Below are 24,616 nucleotides of genomic sequence, written 5' to 3'. Positions count from 1 at the left end.
ACCCAGTGAGATTTTAGATTCACACACCCTTTTTATATTAATCGATTATTTTTTCATTTAGACTTTATTAACCTCCATAACATGTGGTATCGAATAATGCAGTTCGCTGTTGTTATTCGCAACATAAAACTCAACATACATGATATACTCTAACTTAATCGTATTTCTAGGTAAGAGATTATATCGAGTGATCATCCCAGCATAGTTAATGAAAAATGACTTCATATTTTCAGAGTATAATACGATTTTATAGTTTCCTCGTTCTACTCTTGTAATCACTTCATAGTACACGGAATCTAATTCTTTACTAATTTCGTTTACTCCATATATCTCGCCTTTCATAATGTTATCGTCTTCTGAGTCCTGATTATTATTTAAAACAGACTCACTGTCTGACAACGCCATGTGTTCTAGGAAGGCTGGCAGCTCTAGTTTAAACCCCTTAACAAGATGGTTTTGTTCTATCCGATTTGGGGAACTAAAAAACTCAACATATAGGCTAAAGAAACTATCTGGCGAAACATATTCTAATAATGACACATACAATTCGGCTATATATTTATCATCATTACTAAAAACAAGGTCAATAATTTCATCACTCTCTTCCAAAGTACATTTAACAATCACGCTTGAGTTATCTGAATTTGAATTAGTGGATTCAGTAACTTTTAAAACTTCATCAATATACCCAGACTTAATCATAATAGCCTCATTTATTTATATAACACCGATGAAAAAACACAAATTAATTATAGTAGTAATTTATTTGTCGGATAGATTATAAAATAAAAAAGATAAAAACCTGTTATTATTAAAACCTAAGCATATAAAAGCAAAAAAGAGACGATTATGATGTGTGTTTTTTAAAATAAACTTCCTTTATCATTGATTTTCAGCCAATTAAAACTGAAGATTACATTTAGATTAAACTCATTATAATTAATTTTCGATTATTTAGTGTAGAATAGAATAGAGTAGACGTTCATATTACAACATGTCACTTTATTAGTGACATGTTGTAAACTCATATAAATAAATTTTTATCTCTCTTATTAATTGCCAAATACGCGAATACGAGGGAATTGTTCAATATGATATTCCGCAATATAGGCTATAAACATTTATCACCATCTGCATTCACTTAAGAAACCGGTGTATTCATCAAATTCACAATGTGCTCCGCAAGCTCCGGCGTTGAAGCACTGAGTAAGCTGCCGCCAAACAACACTTTTTCACGTTCACCACTTAAGGTACAGACTTCTCCGCCAGCTTCGCGAATACAGGGGATCAGCGCCGCACTATCCCAAGGTTTCATGATCGAATCAATAGCGGCATGTATACGGCCTGATGCAACCATTGCATGTTGATAAGCATCATTAGCAAAAATAAAATCACGCGCCGCTCCGACAATACGATCGAGATGATAAAGCGTTGTTCCATCTCGTGGATCGTAAGTGCTACTATGAATACCTGATGCTGAAACCACCGCATTCGCCAGCTCTTTTGGTGCGTCTTTTGCTAAGACTAGCCGTCTAGAGCTGTTACCTGTGTCTAAATAGCAGCCATCCCCTTTTGCAGCGTACATAATTGTAGAAATAGCGGGAAAGCTAATGACACCGACAATAGGCTCACCATGCTCAACATAAGCAATCAAGGTGCTAAATAACGGAACACCATAAATAAAAGCACGAGTACCATCGATAGGGTCAATAACCCAGCCCGAATCGAATGATTTACTGCCTTCAAGGCCAAATTCTTCGCCAAGAATGGGGATATTAGGGGTGCGTCGAGCGAATAATTCACGCAATTCAGATTCAACTCGCAAATCCGTTTGGGTGACAACTGAACGATCCGGCTTGTAATCAAATCGTCCAGCGCCTTGAAATGCTTCCACAGTCATCGCTGTGACCGATTTCGCCGCTTCAAGTGCTATTGCTAACATCGTGTTTATCCTCCCAAAGCATAAGACAGATCGTCATTATAACTTCCAAGAATAATTAGGGAGAGATAATCATGCTTTTTGTTACTCAATGATTATGCATTATTTTTATGGAGCTTAACTTCACCAAACGACATAAAAATTAACGTATTCCCTGCGGCACCGCGGTATACTCCTTGGCGTTCATTTAACTCACAAGCTAGTGCGGCAAATTCCCAAGCTTCGCTTTCATCGATCTGACACATGGCTTCGGTTAATTGATCATAGCCTTTGCGTTCAGCAAATTCTTGTACGGCTAAAGCATCTTGTAATAATGGTTCTTCGATCGAGCTATTCGCCCATCCCCACAGCCAATTTCCTTGGTTTTGATCATAAGTGCCGATAATTTGCACGGGGGCAACTGCCACAATATCGTCTGGCGCCTGAAAAACGATAATGCCTTCTTCTTGATCAACAGACCAACTCGCTTGATCAAGTTTCCAAGTATCACAATGAAATTGACTCTTATGTTGCAAGGCGTTCATGCTACGGGCTAGCAATATGTCATAAGGTAAGTTTTCAGCATCTTGATTCATATAAGCATTCCTAAATTACAACTTAATAACAGAAAGAAAATCATTACATAGTGATAGATTAGGCCAGCTAAACTATGGGGATTCAACATGACCTAATAGCTATTTATCACCCAATATGTTTTAAGGCATCCACCACCAGTTGCCAGAATTTAGCATGATCTAATTTTACCGCGACTTGAGTATGACAATCAGCAGGGGCAGGATGGCGGAAATCAGCAACGGTCATCCCTAAAGTTAACGTTCCTGTTAGCTCAATATCCACGGGAACACGTTGTGTCGTCATGACGGAAGGGTCGATAACATAGGCAACAGCACAAGGGTCATGCACTGGTGGGGCATCAAAACCTTGCGCCTGTTTATACATTTTGCCAAAGAAATCGAGTAATTCGACAACAAATTGCGAACAAGGTGTGCCAACTTTAGCGATGTTTTCGATAACATCCGGCGTTGCAAGTGCTTGGTGAGTGAGGTCTAAGCCAACCATGGTGAGTGGCCATTTTTCATTAAAAACAATATGTGCGGCTTCCGGATCAATCTTAATATTAAATTCAGCCACAGGGCTCCAGTTTCCAACATGGTAACCGCCGCCCATTAACACAACTTCCTTCACCCGCTCCACAATACGCGGCTCAAGCCTTGCTGCTAATGCAATATTGGTCAGTGCCCCTGTAGGCACTAAAGTGATGGTTTTGGAGGATGCGACATGATCAATTTTATGATCAATTCTACTGCATGACTATTTTCTAATGTTAGCGATGGTTCTGGTAATTGAGGACCATCAAGCCCTGAATCTCCATGAATATCAGGAGCAATTTCCACTTCACGTACTAATGGCCGAGGTGAACCTGCCGCAAACGGAATTCCCCGAATTTTTGCCATTTCCGCAACAGCAAGCGCATTATGAGTGACTTTTTCAAGAGTTTGATTACCCGCGACAGTAGTGACAGCCAATAAATCTATTTCAGGATTACCATAAGCCAATAACAACGCAATCGCATCGTCATGTCCCGGATCGCAATCTAGGATAATTTTCTTTGCCATACACCTTACCTTATTGAATGAAAAAGGAGCTGTTTGCTAAACAGCTCCCAATCTAACCAGCTCATCAAGTAAAATCTATGAGCCGCTACAAAATAAAGGTCATTTTATTTTAAAACATGCGCATAGACACGTTTCTGTCCATCTTCCGTTTTCGGAATATAGACACCTTGTAGCTCGGGCGCAAACCCCGGCAGTAAGTTAATTCCAGCTTCGAGCGCTTGAAAATAACGTAATACAGGTCCTTCCCAAACCTCACCCGGCACCACACACAGCACTCCCGGTGGGTAAGGTAATGCGCCTTCAACGGCAATTCGGCCTTCCAATTCACTAAGTGGAAGTAATTCCACATTGCCTCGAATAAATTCAAGGTGAGCCTGTTGTGGGTTCATTTTGACCGTAGGAAAATGTTGTCTACGGAACATCTCTTTCTGTAACTGCTTAATATTGTACTGCACACTTAATTGATGCATCTCTTGGCATAAACGGCGCAAAGTATAGCCTTGGTAATGCTCTTGATAACGCTGATAGACGGATGGCAGCACATCTTCTAATAATGCATCTTCTTCCAGTAACTGCTCAAAACGCACCAAATGCATGACTAACAAATCCAGCTTCTCTTTACTCTCCGCTGGCGTAAGCAAAAAGAGAATCGAATTCAGATCACATTTTTCAGGGATCACACCATGTTCGCGCAAAAAATGAGCCAAAATCGTCGCTGGAACCCCAAAGGATTCATAGTCGCCACTTTGAGCATCAATCCCCGGCGTCGTTAACATTAACTTGCAAGGATCAACAAAATATTGGTTTTTTGCATAACCCTCAAAAGCATGCCAACGTTCATTTGGAATAAAATTAAAGAAACGCTGCTCAGAAGCTATTTGCTCTGTTGGATAATCCTGCCATGGTTTACCATCGACCCATTCAGGCACAAACGGCCTGAAATATTGGCAATGTTTGATGATGGATTTTCTAATTTCAATACCGAGCTTAACGCACTCCATCCACATCATTTCGCCCGCATCGCCTTGATGCATACGCGCATTCACATCTAAGGAAGCAAATAACGGGTAGAACGGGCTGGTCGATGCATGCATCATAAAAGCATTATTGAGCTTTTTATGAGAAACAAAACGGTTTTGCCCTTTAATATGATTATCTTTTTTATGAATCTGCGACGCTTGTGAGAAGCCTGCTAATTGTTTATGCACGGATTGTGTCACCATAATACCTGGGTCATTTTCATTTAATTCCAGTAATAATGGCGAACATTGACGCATCATTGGAATGAATTGTTCATAACCCACCCATGCAGAGTCAAACAGAATATACTCACATAAATGGCCAATCTTATCGACAACCTGCCTTGCGTTATATACCGTGCCGTCATAGGTGCCTAACTGAATAACCGCCAAACGAAATGGTCGTTCTGCCGTGCGTTTCTCGGGCATCACTTCAGTAATCAATTCACGCAAATAATCTTCTTCAAAGCAATGTGCATCAATCCCACCAATAAACCCAAACGGATTACGTGCAGTTTCAAGGTAAATTGGCGTTGCTCCTGCCTGAATTAACGCACCATGATGGTTAGATTTATGGTTATTGCGATCAAATAACACGAGGTCTCCAGGTGTTAATAACGCGTTCAATACCACTTTATTTGATGATGATGTGCCATTGAGTACAAAATACGTTTTATCGGCATTAAAAACCGTGGCCGCAAATTTTTGCGCTTCCTTTGCAGCCCCTTCATGGATCAGCAGATCCCCCATCGCTACATCAGCATTGCACAAGTCGGTACGAAAAAGATTTTCACCGTAGAACTGATAAAATTGTTCCCCTGTCGGATGGCGACGGAAAAATTGCCCGCCTTGATGTCCAGGGCAAGCGAAGGTGACATTATGACCCGCAGCATAATCCATCATTCGAGCAAAAAATGGCGGTAATAACTGCTCAAGATAGCGATTCGCGGCGTCGAGTAATTGACGGCTATTTTCGTTACGCTCAGCAGGTGCAGGAGGCAGTATTGCCGTTACATATGACGGCATCTCGATATTATCAGGAAGCTGTTTATCACTAATGATAAACAGCGGAATACTTAACTTACTATCAATAACTCTTTTCCATAGCCCTTGATTGGCATCCTGTTCAGATAGCACAACAGCAGCGATATTGTTTAACTGTGCATCGCGAATATCTACCCATTGGAATTCTCCAGTAAAATAGATAGCGACCCCCTGGCTACATGCCACATTGATTTTGTTCATAACAGTCTGGCCCTTAGTTAGCTGAGGAAAAGAGGCCGACAATATACTTGATAGAAAATCAGATTGGAATTGTCAGAACGTGCGGGAAGAATCATAAATATTATGGAGTAGATAAATTTTGATAAGCTACTGGTTAATAGCATAAAATTATTCAGGGTTATTTTTGCGCCACTGGCATTAAACGCTATAAAAAAACCACAATATCAACTAACCGACTAATATTTTTAATTTTAACCACATATTAGTCGGCCGATTTATCCAAGTTGGGAGGTTAGTTGTTTTTTTCCATATACAATGTCTGTGTAGGATAAGCAAAGTCTGCATCGTGACGTTTAACGATCTCAATGATCTTTAAATACACATCTTGCTGAGCAGCTAACCATTCCGCCCACACCGTCGTTTTCGTGAAGCAATACACCATAATGTTGAGCGATGAATCCGCGAATTCATCAAAATAAACCAATAACGTTTGCCCCGTATCAATATTGGGATCTTGCTGCAACATACTACGAATATCACTGACAATAACGCTCACTTTATCTGCATCCTCATAACGTAAACCTAATGAGGTTTTGATGCGTCGGTTAGTCATACGCCCTGGATTCTCAACACTGATTGATGAGAATAATGAGTTAGGGATATAGAGCGGTCTATGATCGAAAGTAACAATTTTTGTGATACGCCAGCCAATCTCCACAACCGTACCTTCAATATTTCGGTCTGGCGAGCTGACCCAATCACCAATATTAAAAGGCCGATCAAAGTAAAGCATAATCCCAGAGAAAAAGTTACTTAGAATATCCTTACCCGCCATACCAATGGCAATGCCACCAATACCACCAAAAGCCATCAACCCCGACAAACTCATCCCAAAATGTTCGCCAAATAACAAAATCATCACGACAAAAATGGTGGTTTTAAATACTCGGGCAATAATACGTGCTGAGGTTGGGTCGCTCCCTTTTTTAATTTGCGTCTTTTCTAGCCTATTGACCAATTGAAACAGCTTGCGCACTAAAATAATGGCAATAATCGCAATAGTAATGAAATTAATCAGAGGGGTTGAAATAAAGCTTAAATGAAAATCTGTAGCCGCCATATCAACATATTGGGCAGCGACAATGACCATACTGCATAGCACTGCTGTCTGGATGACATGAATAAAAATACTTTTATTTTTATGCTTATGCTTACGTTTTTTGCTTATTATCTCGAAAACAACCGTGATGGCTAAACATACCGCAATGATGGTAATGCCAATGGCATACTTTTCGAGTAATGTATCAATCATATTTCACCGCTCCGCATCGCTTTATATTCTTTTTTAATGATACCTTGTTTGTCTACTACGCTATTTTAGATAAACTCTGAGTGGATAAAACGCAGCAATAAAACCTCACTAAGATAACAATTTTGAACGTTATTTTCCTATTAATTATCAAGTTACTTTTTTAGAGCTTCCAATTCTAATATAGAGATATCTTATGTTTAGCCCAAACTCAAAAGAGATCGATAACGTCCTTGCATTGAATTTACAACAAAAGTATCGCTACTTTGTGGGAAAAATTGCCGATTGGGAGGCCGTGTGGGTACTTTTCGCGCATGATCAGATTACGACAATACACGATAACAATGGACGGTTATTACTCCCTGTTTGGCCAGCTAAAGCTTATGCACAGCGTCATCTTGATGGCAAAAAGACAAATTGCATCCCGACGCGGCTATCACTAGAACATTTTATGACAGAGATATTACCGGATATGGATGGCGCGAATATGACAGTCGCGATCATGATGGATCCGCAATGTAAAACATATGTCATCGCTGAACCCAAAACACTGCTACAAGATCTGATCGAAGAGTGTGAGCAATATGAATGATAACGATCATGCCACTTTTATTGCCACTATCGATCTGACTTTTATTGATTGATTATCAGTGGCCTTATCAAAGCTCACCCACTTTAATCTTCAATAACAGGCAGTTTTTAAGCTGCCTGCCATGTAATGAAGATTATTGCTCAACACCGGTGGTTACCGTAAATTGCCGTTTTTCACCAGCACCTAACCAAATCAACGTTTGATTATTCTTTGCCGCTAAAAAGCCTTCAGGCCGGCAAGTCGCGGGTAACACAAAGGCACCAACTTTCTGATCGCCATTGTAAAGGATCCAGCGAGTGGCAAAATTAAGCTCAGAAGAATGAAAGCGGGTCACAAAACTCACCCCCTCTTTCGAGGTCATACGGAACTCTGGTTGTGAGGTGTACTGCGCTAAGTTATCCATAAAAAAGACTATTTCAGGATCGCACATATTCGGTTGATCAAGCTGATTGAGTGTGACCGCGCCCGATTTTAAAGCTTGATTAAATTCCAACCACTGCGGTGTTGGATTCACATGCCCAGGAATTGATTCTCGTAACGTCATCGCACTTTCCGGAATATTTTGACTCAGTTGGGCGTTATCCACATAGGCATAGTTCATATGACACATATATTGTAGAGGCATCGCTACTGAAGCCAAATTAGTCACCGACATGTTAATCTCAAATAATGCACTGTTTGCGTTTAAAGTCACAGAAGGCTCAGCAAGATAATGATGACCAAATCCCATAACATATTCATAGTCACCACACACCCGCACACTATCATGCGATAACGATAACCAAGCGCGATCCATTGCGGCACAAGGCATTTCGCCATGTAATGGATGATTATCTTCTGGAGATGGGCAGCCATTGCTAATTAAACCTGAATGAAAAGCAAAGCAACCATATGTTTCGACTACGGTTTTAACTGGTTTTGGCTCTGAAAACATATTATCCATTTTCAGATTATGTCCACAAAATTCGGCATCCCAGATCATCTGACCTAGGAAAGGTAAAATTGTTAGATATCCTTGTGAATTCTCGACTCGAAGCCCTTCAACACCCGATGCATAACGAAATGCACTGACCGTAAATTGATTATTTTTTATGATAAGGCTTGCTCTATCCGTAAATAAGCTTTTGTGAAGCGGAATAATTGTGTTCATTTTCATACTCACGGTTAAATTAAAGGAATGAGGCAGGCTTAACCTGCCTCAAAATAACTTATTCAGCTTGTTTTGCTTTAAAGCGGCGTTCACCCACAAAATAGATACCGACATAGATAAAGCACAACATAGAAACTAAGAAGGAGAGTTGTAATGAGTGCAATACATCCGCCACATAGCCTTGAACCGCAGGTACAAATGCAGCACCGACTATTGCCATAACAATGACAGCCCCCGCCATTTCAGTATGCTCGTTATCAACGGTATCTAACGTTCCCGCATAAATGGTTGCCCAACAAGGTCCAAAGAGAATACTCACCAATACCGCTGCGTACACTGCGGTGAAACTTGGGACAAAGGCCACATACGCTAGGAATAGAGCCCCAATCACTGAATAAATAATCAACACTTTTTCAGCGTTAAACCGAGTCATTAAGATATTTGCTACAAATTTACCGATAAAGAAGCAGGCAAAACTGTAAACCATGAAGTTAGACGCATCACGTTCATTAATATCGCCCATTTCCAACGCAAGACGAATGGTGAATGACCAGACAGCGACTTGCATACCAACATATAAAAACTGTGCGATAATCCCTTTTCTGAAACGGCTATTTTTAGCGAGATATTTCAACGTCTCTAATGCGGAAGGGCGTTTGTGATCTTTAGTCTCAGCCACTTTACATTTTGGGAATTTCGTTAGCAGGAATAAAATCATCACAATCACTAGCACCATAATCATATAACGATAAGGTTCTAGTGTATTTTCTAGCATTTCCAAACGGAATTGATGTACTTGTTCAGGATTCATATTGGCCATTTGGCTTTGTAGGCTTTCCCCTTCAGAGAACACCAAATACTTACCTAATAAAATACCGCCAGCAGCCCCAATCGGATAGAAAGTTTGGCTGATATTTAAACGTAATGTTGCATACTGTTTTGGACCAATCATTGAACTATAAGTATTCGCTGCGGTTTCTAAGAAACTCAAACCAATTGCTATTGCAAAGATTGCAGCTAAAAACATGGTATAAGTTGCCATATGTGAAGCAGGAAAGAACATCGAGCAACCAGCAATATATAAGATCAAACCAACCATAATGGCATATTTATAACTGGTTTTTTTAATTACTAATGAAGCAGGAATGGCAATTAAAAAATAACCGCCATAGAAAGCACTTTGTACCAAAGCAGAGGCAAAGTTACTTAATTCAAAAACGCTTTTAAACTGTGTAATCAGAATATCATTAAGTGCCGCTGCACACCCCCATAACGGGAAAAGGCAGGACAGTAGGATAAATTGGAATATAGGAGTCCGACTCAGGTAGCCATCAGGCAACTGAGTGATATTTTTGATGTTCATAGTAACCCTTATTTTTATTATTAATATCCGCTGAATTGCGGCTCTACGGCCGCATTTAACATCGAGGGATATTGTTTTCTATTAACTATTAAGTTGAACAAACTCTGTAAATTGCTCAATGCTAGGGTAAGAAGATTGGGTACCTTTACCTGTTACACTAAATGCAGAAAACATCACCGCTTTTTTTAATGCTTCGGCGACATTACCTGTGTGCACATAGTAGTGAGAGAAACAACCAATAAAGGCATCACCGGCTCCGCTGGTATCCACCGCATTGACTTTAATCGCGGGGATCAATAACTCATTGTCACGCGTCATCCATAGCGCCCCTTTATCGCCCAATGTGACAATCAGATTTTTTAATCCTTTATCTAATAAAGACTGCGCTGCACGACGAATATTTTCCATCGTATCAACAGGCATATTTGTCAAAATTTCCAGTTCAGTTTCATTAGGTACAAAGAAGTCACAACGACAAGCAAAATCAAGATCTAACGTGCGTTGTGCTGGTGCAGGATTTAGCAATACCGGTATATTATGTTTATTACCGAATGCGATCGCGTGATAAACCGTTTCTAATTGCACTTCAAGCTGCAATACGATTAACTTACATTTTTTCAGATCTTCTGCGGCGCGCTCAATATCCTCTGGAGATAAAAACTTATTTGCTCCTTTTACAATAAGAATGCTATTCGCAGAATTTGGATTCACGAAAATAGGTGCCACACCACTCGAAGTGCAAGGCACTTTTTCAACATAGCGTGTATTTATGCCATAAGACTCAAGATTGCGAATGGTATTATCTGCAAAAATATCATCGCCTACTTTTGTTAACATTATGACTTTTGAATTAAGTTTCGCAGCAGCAACCGCCTGATTGGCACCTTTACCACCACAGCCAATTTTAAATGCAGGCGCTTCCAAGGTTTCGCCCTCTTTTGGCATCTGATCAGTGTAAGTGATCAGATCGACCATATTTGAACCTATAACTGCTATATCCATAATGTCCCTCGTGTTAAATAAATCACATAATGATATGATAATAACATTATCATGTTGCATAAATATCATTTGTGATTAAGATCTCGAATAACGAATGACCAAGTGTTATATCCGCCACATTTTTTCATTCATTGTTATTGACTCCATATTTATTCTTAATAGGAAACATTTAAATGAAAAACTTAGCACAATATATCGATCATACACTGTTAGCGGCTAACGCTACTGTTAGTGATATCAAACAGCTCTGTGCTGAAGCTGCTGAACATCACTTTGCTTCTGTTTGTGTGAATACAGGCTATGTGCCTTTAGCCAGCGAATGCCTAAAAAATAGCGATGTTATGGTTTGTTGTGTGGTAGGCTTTCCGCTGGGTGCATGCTTAACCGAAGCGAAAGCCTTCGAAGCGGCTGAAGCCGTTCGTCGTGGAGCAAATGAAGTTGATATGGTGATCAACGTTGGTATGCTAAAGAGTGGTGATCTTGAGTTCGTTCGTCAAGATATTGCTGCTGTGTTAGCCGCTTGTGGTGATGCGACATTGAAAGTCATTTTAGAGACTTGCTTGTTAACCGATGAAGAAATTATCCAAGTTTGTGAAATTTGCCGCACATTGAAAGTTGGTTTTGTGAAAACCTCAACAGGTTTCAGTACAATGGGAGCCACAGAACACCATGTCGCATTAATGCGTAAAGTCGTTGGTGATGAAATTGGTGTAAAAGCATCTGGCGGTGTACGTGATCGAGAAACCGCAGAAAAAATGATCAAAGCCGGAGCCAATCGTGTTGGCGCAAGTGCCAGTGTCGCGATTGTTTCGGGAGATAATGTAACCTCAAGTGGGTACTAAACGATGGGGCGCGGCAGGCCCGCGCCGATTAAAAAAGGATTGCTCGGTGATAGAAACAAAACAAAAAGAACGCCTCCGCCGTTTGAGTGAATGCATCAAACGCTCAGGTAGAATTCACCTTAAAGAAGCGGCCAGAATACTTGAAGTCTCTGAAATGACGATTCGCCGTGACCTTAATGCCGATACCGAAGGCCCTATCCCGATGTCGTTACTTGGCGGCTATATCGTCTCTGTTACTCAGCCATCCTCACTGACCTCAAAAGATCCACAAGCCGATATCTTTACCCCCGACCAAACTGAAGAGCTGTATATTCCTAACTTAGCGGCTAGCATGGTGTCAGAAGACGATGTGATCTTTTTCGATAATGGTATCGAAATGGCGACACTAATCTCCTTAATTCCTGAAGATATCAGCTTTACAGGCATTTGTTATTCTCATAACGTTTTTCTGGCATTAAGTCAGAAAAAAAATGCGACTGCTCTGCTATGTGGCGGAGAATATCGTCCAAAAAGTGATTCCTTTTATAATCCTACTCAGCCATCCATCCTTGATTCCATAAACCCCAAAAAAGCGTTTATCTCAGCGGCGGGTATACACAGTACCTATGGTGTCACGTGCTATAACTTAGATGATTTGCCCATGAAGAAAAAAGCGATGGAAAAATCGATCCGTAAAATCTTACTAGCAACATACAACTTGTTTGATGAGGTAGCGACGGCGAATATGGGCGATCTCTCGCAATTTGATGTGATTATCACGAATCGCCCACTCTCTGACGAGTATGAAACCTATTGCCGCAATGGATTTGTGAAGGTTATTTACTAACTTTGCGACTCTCTATTGCTTATGTCGCTTTTAGCGACTGTCGTCGACCCGCCATTTTTGCGAGTCGACATCATCGATATTTTGTAGATGACTTACTCATTAAATTTTAATCGTTAAATAATCCGATGCCATCTCTGTATTAGGGAAAATAGCCTGACATTCTGCCAACAACATCGGCACATCTTCAGCGCTATAACGTCCACTAATGTGAGTTGCAATAAAAAGTTTTACGTTGGCCGCTTGCGCAACCAATGCCGCTTGCCCTGTCGTACAATGGCCGCGCTCATTGGCTTTTTCTTGATACGCATTTTCTAACGTCGTTTCATGCACCATCACATCGGCATCTTTTGCAAGTAATACCGCCTGCTCTGTTGGCGCCGTATCACCAAAAAGCGCTATCACCTTACCGGGTTTGGGTTCCCCCAAATAGTCAGCCCCCTTTATTGTACGCCCATCTTCTAATTGGACCGTTTCACCAGCTTTCAAAGCTTGCATCCATGGTCCGCGGGGAATGTTATCTTGAGCGAGTTTTTCTGTATTCAATGCGCCTTTTTTCGCATGTTCTTCAATACGATAGCCATAACATTCAACACGATGATTTAACGCGTATGCAGTCACAATCAACTCGCCATCATCAAACAGTTGTCCAGCCTCTATCTCAACAATGTCTAACGGATAAGTTAAATACGAGCCACTTATGGTGAGCGCCATTTCAACATACTGTTTTAACCCTTTCGGACCGTATAAGGTTAACAAGTCTGTCGATCCTCCCATTGAACGACTGCATAACAACCCTGGCAAACCGAAAATATGATCCCCATGCAGATGAGTAATAAAAATTTTCTCAATTCTTGGCGCCTTAAATACGCTATTAAGAATACGGTGTTGGGTACCCTCACCACAATCAAACAGCCAATATGTCTTACGAATGCCCGTTAAATTTAATAGCATACTGGTAACATTACGCTCTTTTGTCGGCACTCCAGCACTGGTGCCAAGAAAAGTTAACTCCATAATTTAATTCCTTATACTTAATGACTTTATTATTTTTATAAAAATGATACCTAAACATATCGCTAACGATTTCATTAAGTTAACAGATTCTCTTAATGATTTTTCACTTTATCCCAATCCAATCCGAAGCGAGCCAAATATTTACGCAGCCTATCTGCATCATTTGGTTGCTTTTTCTGTAGTCTCGAGACAGAAAACAACATTCGGCCAGCCTCCGATAAACTCGATGAGCGATAGCATACCTCCAACACGGTAGCTAACTGCGGCTGCTCGAACAGATCGATTTCACCTATTTCCGGCGGGAGAGCATGCGTTGTTTTCGTTCCCCATAGCGATTTCAAGCGTATAATTTCTTCATCGACAACCTCTTTTGTGATACGCCCACGCTCTGCGAAAGTCGCCATACGGTTAATGGAGGCGCCCAATTCTCGGAAATTCCCTCGCCATAATGCCGAGGGGGAATTGGCAAATTTCAAATATAACTGTCGAGCTTCACGATCAAAACGAATTTGGCTTTGTGCTTCCCGACTGAATTTTATCAATTCATAATCTATGTTTGGTTCAATATCTTCACGACGATCCGCTAAACCTGGTAGCGTGAAAGTCCACATATTAATACGTGCAAATAAATCTTCGCGAAACTTCCCCTCTTCCACCCATTGCGCAAGGTTGCGGTGGGTTCCCGCAATAAGCTGAAAATCACTCTCAACTTCCTCATCAGAACCGTACGGAAAAAAACTTTTCTCTTCGATCGCTTTCAATAACATTGCTTGTTCATCAAGCCCTAATTCGGCGATTTCATCTAAAAACAAAATACCGCCATCCGCTTCCTTGAGTAAGCCGCGACGGGGATTGATAGCACCGGTAAATGCGCCTTTGATATGTCCAAATAACGTTGACATCGCATTATCACCACGCAAAGTCGCACAGTTGACCTCAACGAAACGCCCTTTTACGTGATGACGGCTTTCACGTAATTGGTAAATACGCCGAGCCAAAAAAGACTTTCCTGCTCCCGTTGGACCATTCAATAAGATGGGGGCTTTAGAGCGTAATGCCACCCGTTCGATTTGTGCAATCATGGTATTAAATTTTGCATTACGCGTCGCGATACCCGATTTCAAAAAAGAAACCTGAGCTTGCTGTTCTTTCTGAAATCGATTAGTGATATCCGTATAGCGGCTTAGGTCAAGGTCAATAATCGTATAAATACCCGCTGGATTTTTCTCTCCTCCCGCCTGTGATGGTGAGGTTTGTAATAATTTAGCGGGTAGGTAATGAGCTTCTGTTAGCAGAAACCAACAAATCTGTACCACGTGAGTACCTGTCGTGATATGAACCAAATACTCTTCTTTCTCTGTGTCAAAATGGTAGTTTGCAGAAAAATCTAAGAGTGAGGTATACACTTCTTCGAAATCCCACGGATCCGCAATATCAATTTCGCGCAAAATCACTTCAGTCTGTGGCGATGCTTGCTCAATATCCTCTTTAACACGATGTGCCATCGTATAGTCATTCACCTGATGAATTAACTCAAAACGATGAATATTCAAATCCGCTTGCTGACATAACCCAACCGTTGGTCGCCACTTCGTCCAGCGATTCGCTCTTTTGCCTCGTCGGTCAAGAACGGTACCCAACACGCCAATAACTACTTTACGTTTTCCACTCATATAATTTATATAATTTCATAAAAGACGATAAAAAAAGATAATAAATAGCATAGGTCATTTTGTGTTAAAAAAATATCCAAACCTCACACTTAATATAAAAACATTTATATATCATGATGATATAAATATTTTTCAATCAAAATAAAAAGTTGGCACGCTTATCGCAATATTAACCCTATCCGCTGCCGGAAATTGTCAGAACTACGGTTCTACCCGTGCAGACATGGTGACTCAATGATGTCACTACATGGTCTGTATGCTGCCGCCAGTAAGATAATAACTTCATGATAGTTAAACCTGTTCCTTCCAAGAACACATACTGACATACGTTATCTTTGTAATTAAGCAAGCACCAGCATCCGAGCGTTTTATCGGGTAACGGGCAGAAATTTAGACAACCCTTTGGTGGTGCTCTACCTTTCCCCCCGTGACTTCATCTCTCTCTCCGATGATGGTTAATTTGAATCATAAAAGGACACATAATGAAAAAAATAACAGTGGCACAAGGACAAATCGCATTAACCGAAAAAAACGGTAATTTTCAGCATATTTTGATGGCAGGTGAACATAAAATTCATGACTGGTTTAATAAAGTGGCAGTCACCTTATACACACTCAATCATGAGCCTATTGATGAAAAATTAGCGGAGCATTTACGCCAGTATCACCCTGAATGGGTTGCCGAATATTGCATAGATATTAATTTATTAGACAACGAAATCGCTTTTTTATATCTGCATAATAATCTGAGCGAAATTTTAGCGCCAGCAACACGCCGTTTATATTGGAAAGTCTCGGACACCTTGCGTGTCGAGACTCAACAAACGGGAGAAATTGTCATCCCACAAATGCTAATGAACCGTTTAAATACCAAAAAACGTATTCAAGGCAGAGAGCTTACTTTACTTGTGCAGATTCCTGCATGGCATGTAGGCGTATTAAAAATTGATGGTGTCGTGGAGACACTTTTACCGCCTGGCAAATATGGCTATTGGTGTATTGAACACACGCCAGAAGTGGAAGTGATTGATACGCGTTTACTTGCACTGGATGTTAGCGGACAAGAAATTCTGACCAAAGATAAGGTCACGTTGCGTATCAATTTGTCTGCCAACTGGCGCTATAGCGATATTTTACTCGCATACGCAAAATTAAGTCAGCCTGTTGATTATTTATATCGTGAACTGCAATTTGCACTACGAGAAATCATTGGTACACGTTCATTAGATGAGTTACTGGAAAACAAACAACTCATCGATGAATTGATGCTACAGCAGATCACACACTGTGTGACGGAATTCGGCTTAACCGTCGAGAGTATCGGGGTAAAAGACATCATTTTACCGGGCGATATGCGAACAATTTTATCGCAAGTCGTCGAAGCAGAAAAAGCGGCTCAAGCGAACGTGATCCGCCGCCGCGAAGAAACGGCCGCAACACGTTCACTACTTAATACGGCAAAAGTGATGGAAAATAATCCTATCGCATTGCGTTTAAAAGAACTCGAAACATTAGAAAGCATCGCGCACCGTATCGACCAGATTTCCGTTTATGGTGGATTAGATCAGGTCTTAAACGGACTGGTAAAAATTAAGGAATAAATAATGGTTAGTAATCATGTAAACAACATCATTTTGGAAAACAGTGCCCCTGTCAAAATGTGGACTCACGGAGTCCCCGTTGACCCAAAAGCAATCACACAATTACAAAACACGGCGAAAATGCCATTTATCTTTAAACATTTAGCTGTAATGCCGGATGTACATGTTGGAAAAGGTTCAACTATCGGTAGTGTTATCCCAACGAAAGGGGCCATTATCCCTGCTGCCGTGGGTGTCGATATTGGCTGCGGAATGATAGCGGTACGTACATCACTAACGGCTGCTGACCTCCCCGATAACTTACAGAATATTCGTTTTGCCATTGAAGCTGCGGTACCACATGGGCGAACCACCCAGCGGCACGGTCGTGATAAAGGTGCATGGCATCAAGTTCCTCAGATTGTTGATCAACATTGGGCGCATCTGGATGAAGAATTTAAACGTTTATGTGATAAGTACCCCAAACTACGTGCGACTAACCATTACAAGCATTTAGGAACATTGGGAACGGGTAATCACTTTATTGAGCTGTGTTTGGATGAACAAGATCGCGTGTGGGTGATGTTACATAGCGGATCGCGTGGAGTGGGTAATGCGATTGGTAACCTGTTTATCTCTTTAGCGCAAAAAGATATGCAGCAACATATTGCCAATCTACCAGATCGTGACTTGGCTTATTTTAAGGAAGGCAGTCAACACTTTAATGATTACATGAACGCTGTGGGTTGGGCACAAGATTTCGCTCGTCATAACCGCGAAGTGATGATGCACCGCGTATTAGAAGCTCTTTCAAAAGAAATTACGAAGCCTTTTACGACACAACAAGAAGCCGTTAACTGCCACCATAACTATGTGCAGAAAGAACAACATTTTGGTGAAGAAATTCTGGTTACACGTAAAGGTGCAGTGTCCGCACAAAAGGGGCAAATGGGGATTATTCCTGGATCAATGGGAGCGAAAAGCTTCATTGTACGTGGATTAGGTAATGAAGAAAGTTTCTGTTCTTGTAGCCACGGTGCTGGCCGTGTGATGAGTCGCACTGAAGCCAAAAAGCGTTACTCCGTGACTGACCAAAAAATAGCAACTGCCCATGTTGAATGTCGAAAAGATAGTGATGTGATTGATGAAATTCCTATGGCATACAAGGATATTGATGCTGTGATGGCAGCACAATCCTCATTAGTAGAAATCGTACATACACTACGCCAAGTTGTGTGTGTTAAAGGATAGGAGGGCTTAATGGAACATGACAGCATAACGCCATTAATGCAGGATCGAATACGACAAACATTAACACAGATAGAAAAAACGCAACGAATAAAAATACTTTACGCTTGTGAATCAGGAAGTCGCGGATGGGGCTTTGCCTCACGCGACAGCGATTATGATGTCAGATTTATCTATGTTCATCAATTAGATTGGTATTTAACACTTGATAGAAAGCGTGACGTGATTGAAAGACCTATCGATGATGAACTGGATGTGGCCGGTTGGGAATTATCAAAAGCCTTAAAACTAATGCGTAATTCTAACCCTGCGTTAATTGAATGGCTACATTCGCCTATTGTTTACCAAAAAGACGCGCTATTTATGCAGCAATGTGAACAATTAGCCTCAAAATTCTATTCGCCATTGAAAGCGCGTTACCACTATTTATCTATCGCAAAACGTAACTGGCGAGAAGACTTTAAAGAGGAAACAATACGACTAAAGAAATACTTTTATATATTAAGAGCGGTGCTGGCATTACGTTGGATTGAGCACTCAAAAATGATGCCGCCCATGGCATTTTCACAGTTAGTGCAAGCGACGGTGACAGACCATGCGGTGCTAGCTGAAATTGAGCAGTTATTGGTAATGAAACAACATGCTGATGAAAGCCGATATGGTCCACATCGACCAGCTATCGATAGATTGATAACTGAAACGATTGAAAAATCAGAAAAACTCAATCTTCCTGAGCCTTATTACCGTGATAGTCATTTATTGGATGATTTTTTACAAAAAACCATCTTAGCAAATGATATAAAATGGCGGTAACCTTTTAAATAGCGGCAAAATCAACTTGCCGCTATTTTTCCCCTATCACTCTGCCCATCAATGTTATAATCTCCCCACCCAATGAGTAAATCGAGTAACAGATGACCCGCACACAACGCTTATTGACTTTATTGCAAATATTAAAAGAAAGCCGCTACCCAATTACGGCGGAGTCTCTGGCTTGCCAATTACAAATTAGCATTAGGTCGATATACCGTGATATTGATGAATTACGCAGCCAAGGTGCAGAAATAACAGGCGAAACAGGGATTGGTTATCAATTAAAATCAGGGTTATTACTGCCTCCTTTAATGTTCGATGAAAATGAACTCGAAGCACTGACACTCGGTTTACGTTGGGTACAAAATAATGCCGATGACGAACTGAAATTATCGGCAATACGCACACTTGATAAAATCAATTCAATAGTTAAACCGAATTCAAAAAGCATTCTCAATCAAACAACCTTATTTGCGCCAACAACCCAAGTGACGGCTATTGATAATGTGATGGCAAAAAATCTAAGGCGTAGCTTACGAAAAGAAATAAAAGCGCAAATTGAATATCAAGACGGAAGTGGACAGTTAAGTCACAGGGTTATCTGGCCGATCGCGATTGGCTATATGAAAGAAACCCAAGTGCTTGCTGCTTGGTGTGAACTAAGGCAAAGCTATCGCCATTTTCGTTTAGATAGGATCCAATCCTATACCGCACTTGATGATAAATATCCCTACCCGAAACATTATTTATTTGAACAATGGAAAAAAGAAGTGCTGTGCATGACTACTGACAAAATCTGACAGTAACCTACCTTATGATGGCATCTCTACTTAATCATAAGGAACAATTCATGAGCTCACTAACTCTGTACACAAACTCCATGTCACGCGGAAATACTGTCGACCTTTTATTTAAATTATTAGCAGTGCCTTATAAGCGAGTTGAGCTTAATTATGGCGAACAAATGCATACGGCTGAATATCTTGCACTTAATCCGATGGGAAAGGTACCTACGTTGGTTGATGGTGACAATGTTATTACAGAAACCGCGGCCATTTGTGTTTATTTGGCAGATAAGTTTATCGAAAAAGGGTTAGCTCCCGCATTGAATTCCCCACAACGTGCCATTTATTACCGCTGGTTCTTTTTTACAGCAGGGCCAATTGAAGCTGCATTTACAGCCCATATGACAGGATTAGTACTCGATGAAGAACAGCAAAAAATGTCAGGTTTTGGTTCACTCAAACGCGTTATGGACTGTTTAGCTACAGGAATTGCAGATGCGTCCCCTTATATTTGTGGAGAACAATTAACTGCCATCGATGTATATGTGGGGTCTTTCCTATTATTCTTACAAAAACAGAGCATTATTGAGCTAACTGACAGTATGGAGCACTATTTAAAAACGCTAAAATCTCACCAAGAATTTGCCGAAAGAATGACACAATAAAATGACCTACCATTGGCCATCCTGACAGATGGCCATATATTTATAGGCGATTAAACTTAACGCCAATTCGCATTTTTCATAATAGAAAACTTTCCTGCTCCCATCAATGCAAGCGCAATCGAACCCACAAAGAAATACACAATACTTTCAATTGCCCATGCACCTGTTCTATCCAGCAAGAATGTCTTATCTAGACCGACCATTAACCAAGCAATAAACATTGTAAAGGCAACAAGTAATGCTGACGGACGAGTTAATATCCCTAAAATAATAAAAATAGGTGCGACAACTTCACCTAAAATAGTGCCATAGGCAATGTACTCAGGTAAGCCATATGAGGCAAGCATAACCTTAATGCCACTGGCCCCTGTTAATAATTTACTCATGCCGTGAAATAGCATTAATCCACCAATCGTCATACGCAATAATAATTTTCCAGCATCATCATGTGCCAGTAAGCGATTAATAAACCCCATCATCTGCACGTCCTCAAGTAATAATATTTATCATAACGACTGACTATGACCGACTTAAAACGAATATTAAAAAAGACTTGTATATTTAATTGTTATATTAGTATCGTGTTTATTCAAAATTGTTACTAATACTTTCGGGGTATAAGAAAGGGGATTTCCCACTAATTTAGATATAACTAAAACAAATTCAAGGTGATAGTTTTTACTCGTTATTATTAATTTAAAACTTGAACGACCTATTTGGATTGTCAAAATAAGAGATAGCTTATCTTATTATTAATACTAAAATATGCCTTTATTAAACATGGCTGATTATTATTAATAAATATTTATATTTACGTTTTCTATCAATATAAAGCAGAATGATTTAATTTATCAATAAGATATTACAGTGATATAATTTTATTGCTATTTGATTATTAACATGTAATTTTATTATCTAAATAGGGATATGCATGTTAATTAACCATCATCAAGGTCGCATCTCATTTATACGAGGCATAAATATGAAAAATAATGCATCTCACTTCTCTCATTCATATATACACCAATTAAAATTATCTAAAATTATGAGTTACTTGCAATCCATTAACATCCCTTTTTCATATAGGTCAAAAGTAATATTTAATAAATTTAAGCTATTAAAAATAACAGAAGTTGCACCTATTCAAGTTTATAATGAATTTTTACACTTAATTGCCCATGAAACTAAAGATCCGCAATGGTGTGCAAAGGCAGGTATTTCAAGAAATCATGATTGCTATTCGCCAATAAGTGAACTTTTCATGTCTGCTAAAACTTTGCATGAAGCCTTAATTGAGCTTAATAAATACACTGATTTGTTCCAAGGGAAGACTCATACCAGTATTGTTATTGAAAATAAAAAAGTATTTGTTAACTATGAAGTCAGTATATTTAAACCTGATTACTATAAGTTTGACATCGAATATACTTTATTTAGATTAGTTAGCCAATTAAGGGAACGACTTGGAAAAAATTGGATACCCGATTCGTTTCACTTTCAATATAGCTTAAGTAAAAAAGACAAGGAAAATCTAAAGAAAATTATCCCAACTCGTTATGAAGATAATGCTAGGTTTAATGGTATATCATTTGATGAACATTGGCTAAATGATAATTTAAACCAAAAAACGCCAGATGAAACTTTCATATTTTTCATGAAAAATCACTTAGATAAACTTAAACACTCAAGTTGCATGCCTGATTCAATGAGTATCAAAGTTCAAAATATTATTTATCAATATATTTTGGTGGAGAAAGATCTTTCATTGTCATGGGTGGCCTCAAAATTGTATATCTCCCCTAGGACATTACAACGTAAACTCGCTAAAGAAAGTATCAATTACTCTGATATCCTAGACAAAATCCGCTGTGATATCTCTATTGATAAACTTACTGAAGAAAATATTAGAATCGATAGCCTAGCAGAATTACTAGGCTATACCGATAGCGCTGCATTTTCAAAAGCATTCAAGCGATGGACAGGTTACCCGCCACTCCAATACATTAAGAAGAATAACAATCACAAAGCATGATGATTATAGTCATCAAGCCTTTTATTGATCTTTTTCATATGCGCACCAATTGGGATGCTAAACCATTGTTCATCTGTATAGCCAATGGCGAACCCTGTGTTTCTCATTAATTTAAAATCTAACACTAAAATAATCGCAACATCGACAGCCAATTCTCTAAATCCAAGCAAATAAACATCATCTTTAATTTTCAGATATGTTGCTTGGTCACAATCACACTCACCATGCCTGACTCCCCCATAAATATGATAAGCGTACCATTGGCTATTAATATAAATATGCTCAACTGCCGTGCTATCACTATACTCATTAAGAATATGCAAACCAAGTAGATCACGAGTTTCTGTCGGTGCAGCAGTATATAAATTATCGCCAATGATCTTTCCGAGATGATAGTTTTGCTCAAACCTAGGCGTTATTTTTTTACTTGGCTGATATTGAGAACTCAATAAAATAACATTACTATTATTAAGGTCTAAAACTAAAATTGAATGTGCAAAATCGATATTTCCTTTTGATAGTTCAATTAAAAATACGTTCTCTGCGACTTCAGTCAAATCGCTAATCTTTTGGTTTTTGCTATCGATATAATCACTCAAAAAAACACTATTCGTCATGATCCTATCACGCTCATCAATACGGAAATAGAAGTTTTCATTATTTAAATACAAGTTAAATTCAACATTAATGATTTTATAACTCCTCTTTATTCTATTTATTTTTAATTCTTTAGCGAAAGCATCAAATGATGTATCTGAAACTATCTGATCAGCCATATTATCACCTATTGTATGAATTAAAATGAATGAATGTTTATTTCAAGAAAAGATTTGTTATTCATCAGCTTTCTAACCGGTAAAGTTTCTATAATATAATCACTTACATTCGCATTCGCTAATTTCATCATTAGCTCATCATGTATGATATCGATATAAACCCCACTACTATTCTTACTTTTAACATATTTTGTTGTGACTCTGATCCTTGGCGAACTGTTATCTTTTAATATTGTATCAATGTATTTTTTAGCACTCGTAAAGCTATCATATAAATCTAAATTGAATTGAAAGCATTGATAATCAATTGGATTATCAATGTTTAATTGATGGTTTTTCACAAAGCCATCGATTTCAATTAAAAAGCTATCAACTGCCATACCATCACAATATGTGATATTAATATTGCAATTAATAGAAGATGGGCTGTTAGTATACTTCGCTAACTCATCTTTGATGAGTGATATTGCATCCTGATAAGCAATATCACTACGGAGATAAACATTTAATAAAAAAATATCATCTATTGAATAATCTAGTTCAACTATCGAATTATAAATCTTATTAATAATAACACTAACCTGCTCCTCTAAGGTATCACAGATATAATAAGGTGTTGCCGTATTGTCAGAAACAACTAATGCTTCAGTACCAGTAATATAAAGTAGTTCTTCATGAATTAAAGAACGACTCACATCCATATCCATATTATAGAATGGTAAACACCGTACCTGTGTTTTTTTGCATGAAAAAACAAATTCAATTGAAACTAAGACATCATCAAGATTAAAGTGAGGTAATTTAATAATTGTCCCGACTGGCTTTTTATCCCCATATCCTTTAGATATTTCCTTACTGACTTTATGAAATTGATTAATTGCATAAATAGGGTCCACTTGACCACTTTTTATAGCAATAGTATGTTTTAACATATCAGAATAATGAATACCCATTTTAAATAGCTGATTATTCACATCGATGATAATTTCTTTTAATTGTGTATCAAAGTCACCTTGAGAACAGGATGAGTGCCACCCAATAATAACGCAGTCATTCGTTTTTAATATATTCATTCTTGACCACCTGATTAATAAATTAAGTTAGGGCTAAAAATATCATTGAAATATTAAAAAAGGCTTATTTAACGG

The 24,616-nt window shown here is 39.2% G+C and carries 22 protein-coding genes and 1 pseudogene; 9 read left to right on the top strand and 14 right to left on the bottom strand.

Annotated features, from left to right (window positions below):
• Window positions 1–57 precede the first annotated feature (57 nt).
• The 6 genes and pseudogenes from G3341_RS02425 to G3341_RS02400 all read right to left on the bottom strand — a co-directional run bounded on the left by G3341_RS02425 (window position 58) and on the right by G3341_RS02400 (window position 7,110).
• Window positions 58–702 carry a hypothetical protein gene (locus G3341_RS02425; protein WP_154623824.1) on the bottom strand — a complete coding sequence of 215 codons (645 nt, stop codon included), beginning with the start codon at window positions 700–702 and terminating at the stop codon, window positions 58–60.
• 439 nt (window positions 703–1,141) lie between these two features.
• Window positions 1,142–1,942 carry an inositol monophosphatase family protein gene (locus tag G3341_RS02420; RefSeq protein ID WP_163860626.1) on the bottom strand — a complete coding sequence of 267 codons (801 nt, stop codon included), beginning with the start codon at window positions 1,940–1,942 and terminating at the stop codon, window positions 1,142–1,144.
• 92 nt (window positions 1,943–2,034) lie between these two features.
• The gene (locus tag G3341_RS02415) at window positions 2,035–2,514 is read right to left on the bottom strand and encodes a DUF6882 domain-containing protein (protein WP_163860625.1); all 480 of its coding nucleotides are present in this window, start codon (window positions 2,512–2,514) and stop codon (window positions 2,035–2,037) included.
• 106 nt (window positions 2,515–2,620) lie between these two features.
• Window positions 2,621–3,555 (bottom strand): annotated as a pseudogene (locus G3341_RS02410) (nucleoside hydrolase).
• A gap of 104 nt (window positions 3,556–3,659) precedes the next feature.
• The gene (locus G3341_RS02405; RefSeq protein WP_154623542.1) at window positions 3,660–5,819 is read right to left on the bottom strand and encodes an ornithine decarboxylase; all 2,160 of its coding nucleotides are present in this window, start codon (window positions 5,817–5,819) and stop codon (window positions 3,660–3,662) included.
• 271 nt (window positions 5,820–6,090) lie between these two features.
• The gene (locus G3341_RS02400) at window positions 6,091–7,110 is read right to left on the bottom strand and encodes a mechanosensitive ion channel family protein (RefSeq protein ID WP_163860624.1); all 1,020 of its coding nucleotides are present in this window, start codon (window positions 7,108–7,110) and stop codon (window positions 6,091–6,093) included.
• A gap of 193 nt (window positions 7,111–7,303) precedes the next feature.
• On the opposite strand from G3341_RS02400, the gene G3341_RS02395 reads away from it, so the two are divergent.
• The gene (locus G3341_RS02395; RefSeq protein WP_163860623.1) at window positions 7,304–7,699 is read left to right on the top strand and encodes a DUF2750 domain-containing protein; all 396 of its coding nucleotides are present in this window, start codon (window positions 7,304–7,306) and stop codon (window positions 7,697–7,699) included.
• Between the two features lie 133 nt (window positions 7,700–7,832).
• On the opposite strand, the gene G3341_RS02390 is transcribed toward G3341_RS02395, so the two are convergent.
• The 3 genes from G3341_RS02390 to rbsK all read right to left on the bottom strand — a co-directional run bounded on the left by G3341_RS02390 (window position 7,833) and on the right by rbsK (window position 11,214).
• Complete coding sequence (locus tag G3341_RS02390; protein WP_163860622.1) at window positions 7,833–8,849, bottom strand: aldose 1-epimerase family protein; 1,017 nt, start codon at window positions 8,847–8,849, stop codon at window positions 7,833–7,835.
• A gap of 58 nt (window positions 8,850–8,907) precedes the next feature.
• The gene (gene fucP / locus G3341_RS02385) at window positions 8,908–10,212 is read right to left on the bottom strand and encodes an L-fucose:H+ symporter permease (protein WP_154623538.1); all 1,305 of its coding nucleotides are present in this window, start codon (window positions 10,210–10,212) and stop codon (window positions 8,908–8,910) included.
• 81 nt (window positions 10,213–10,293) lie between these two features.
• Window positions 10,294–11,214, bottom strand: a complete 921-nt coding sequence (gene rbsK / locus G3341_RS02380) for a ribokinase (protein WP_154623537.1) — start codon at window positions 11,212–11,214, stop codon at window positions 10,294–10,296.
• A 173-nt stretch (window positions 11,215–11,387) separates the two neighbouring features.
• Here rbsK and deoC point away from each other — a divergent pair, with 173 nt between their 5' ends.
• Window positions 11,388–12,056 carry a deoxyribose-phosphate aldolase gene (gene deoC, locus G3341_RS02375; protein WP_163860621.1) on the top strand — a complete coding sequence of 223 codons (669 nt, stop codon included), beginning with the start codon at window positions 11,388–11,390 and terminating at the stop codon, window positions 12,054–12,056.
• A gap of 46 nt (window positions 12,057–12,102) precedes the next feature.
• Window positions 12,103–12,882 (top strand): DNA-binding transcriptional repressor DeoR, encoded by a 780-nt coding sequence (gene deoR, locus G3341_RS02370; RefSeq protein ID WP_163860620.1) that lies wholly within the window; start codon window positions 12,103–12,105, stop codon window positions 12,880–12,882.
• A 99-nt stretch (window positions 12,883–12,981) separates the two neighbouring features.
• Here deoR and rnz read toward each other — a convergent pair whose 3' ends face one another.
• Both rnz and rtcR read right to left on the bottom strand, forming a co-directional pair.
• Window positions 12,982–13,896, bottom strand: a complete 915-nt coding sequence (gene rnz, locus G3341_RS02365; protein ID WP_163860619.1) for a ribonuclease Z — start codon at window positions 13,894–13,896, stop codon at window positions 12,982–12,984.
• Between the two features lie 92 nt (window positions 13,897–13,988).
• Window positions 13,989–15,569 carry an RNA repair transcriptional activator RtcR gene (gene rtcR, locus G3341_RS02360; protein ID WP_163860618.1) on the bottom strand — a complete coding sequence of 527 codons (1,581 nt, stop codon included), beginning with the start codon at window positions 15,567–15,569 and terminating at the stop codon, window positions 13,989–13,991.
• Window positions 15,570–16,051: 482 nt separating this feature from the next.
• On the opposite strand from rtcR, the gene G3341_RS02355 reads away from it, so the two are divergent.
• The 5 genes from G3341_RS02355 (at window position 16,052) to G3341_RS02335 (ending at window position 20,660) form a co-directional block, all read left to right on the top strand.
• Window positions 16,052–17,170, top strand: a complete 1,119-nt coding sequence (locus G3341_RS02355) for a slipin family protein (protein ID WP_154622994.1) — start codon at window positions 16,052–16,054, stop codon at window positions 17,168–17,170.
• Between the two features lie 3 nt (window positions 17,171–17,173).
• Window positions 17,174–18,400 (top strand): RtcB family protein, encoded by a 1,227-nt coding sequence (locus tag G3341_RS02350; protein ID WP_163860617.1) that lies wholly within the window; start codon window positions 17,174–17,176, stop codon window positions 18,398–18,400.
• Window positions 18,401–18,409: 9 nt separating this feature from the next.
• Window positions 18,410–19,210, top strand: coding sequence for a nucleotidyltransferase domain-containing protein (locus G3341_RS02345; protein WP_154622992.1), 801 nt, complete (start codon window positions 18,410–18,412; stop codon window positions 19,208–19,210).
• Between the two features lie 101 nt (window positions 19,211–19,311).
• Window positions 19,312–20,010, top strand: a complete 699-nt coding sequence (locus tag G3341_RS02340) for a helix-turn-helix transcriptional regulator (protein WP_154622991.1) — start codon at window positions 19,312–19,314, stop codon at window positions 20,008–20,010.
• Window positions 20,011–20,060: 50 nt separating this feature from the next.
• Window positions 20,061–20,660: a glutathione S-transferase family protein gene (locus G3341_RS02335; RefSeq protein ID WP_163860616.1), complete on the top strand. Its 600-nt coding sequence runs from the start codon at window positions 20,061–20,063 to the stop codon at window positions 20,658–20,660.
• Window positions 20,661–20,716: 56 nt separating this feature from the next.
• On the opposite strand, the gene G3341_RS02330 is transcribed toward G3341_RS02335, so the two are convergent.
• Window positions 20,717–21,139: a DoxX family protein gene (locus G3341_RS02330; protein WP_154622989.1), complete on the bottom strand. Its 423-nt coding sequence runs from the start codon at window positions 21,137–21,139 to the stop codon at window positions 20,717–20,719.
• 503 nt (window positions 21,140–21,642) lie between these two features.
• On the opposite strand from G3341_RS02330, the gene G3341_RS02325 reads away from it, so the two are divergent.
• A complete protein-coding gene (locus tag G3341_RS02325) occupies window positions 21,643–22,692 on the top strand; it encodes an AraC family transcriptional regulator (RefSeq protein WP_163860615.1) in 1,050 nt (349 codons plus the stop codon).
• On the opposite strand, the gene G3341_RS02320 is transcribed toward G3341_RS02325, so the two are convergent.
• Together G3341_RS02320 and G3341_RS02315 are read right to left on the bottom strand one after the other, a co-directional pair.
• On the bottom strand, window positions 22,680–23,468 hold the full coding sequence (locus G3341_RS02320; RefSeq protein ID WP_154635539.1) for a MoaF C-terminal domain-containing protein: 789 nt from the start codon (window positions 23,466–23,468) through the stop codon (window positions 22,680–22,682). The genes G3341_RS02325 and G3341_RS02320 overlap by 13 nt on opposite strands.
• A gap of 20 nt (window positions 23,469–23,488) precedes the next feature.
• Window positions 23,489–24,541 carry a RidA family protein gene (locus tag G3341_RS02315; RefSeq protein WP_163860614.1) on the bottom strand — a complete coding sequence of 351 codons (1,053 nt, stop codon included), beginning with the start codon at window positions 24,539–24,541 and terminating at the stop codon, window positions 23,489–23,491.
• Window positions 24,542–24,616 lie beyond the last annotated feature (75 nt).

Origin of the sequence: Providencia vermicola, from assembly GCF_010748935.1 — a bacterium.
GTDB classification, from domain to species: domain Bacteria; phylum Pseudomonadota; class Gammaproteobacteria; order Enterobacterales; family Enterobacteriaceae; genus Providencia; species Providencia zhejiangensis.
This window is presented reverse-complemented; position numbering and strand designations above follow the sequence as displayed.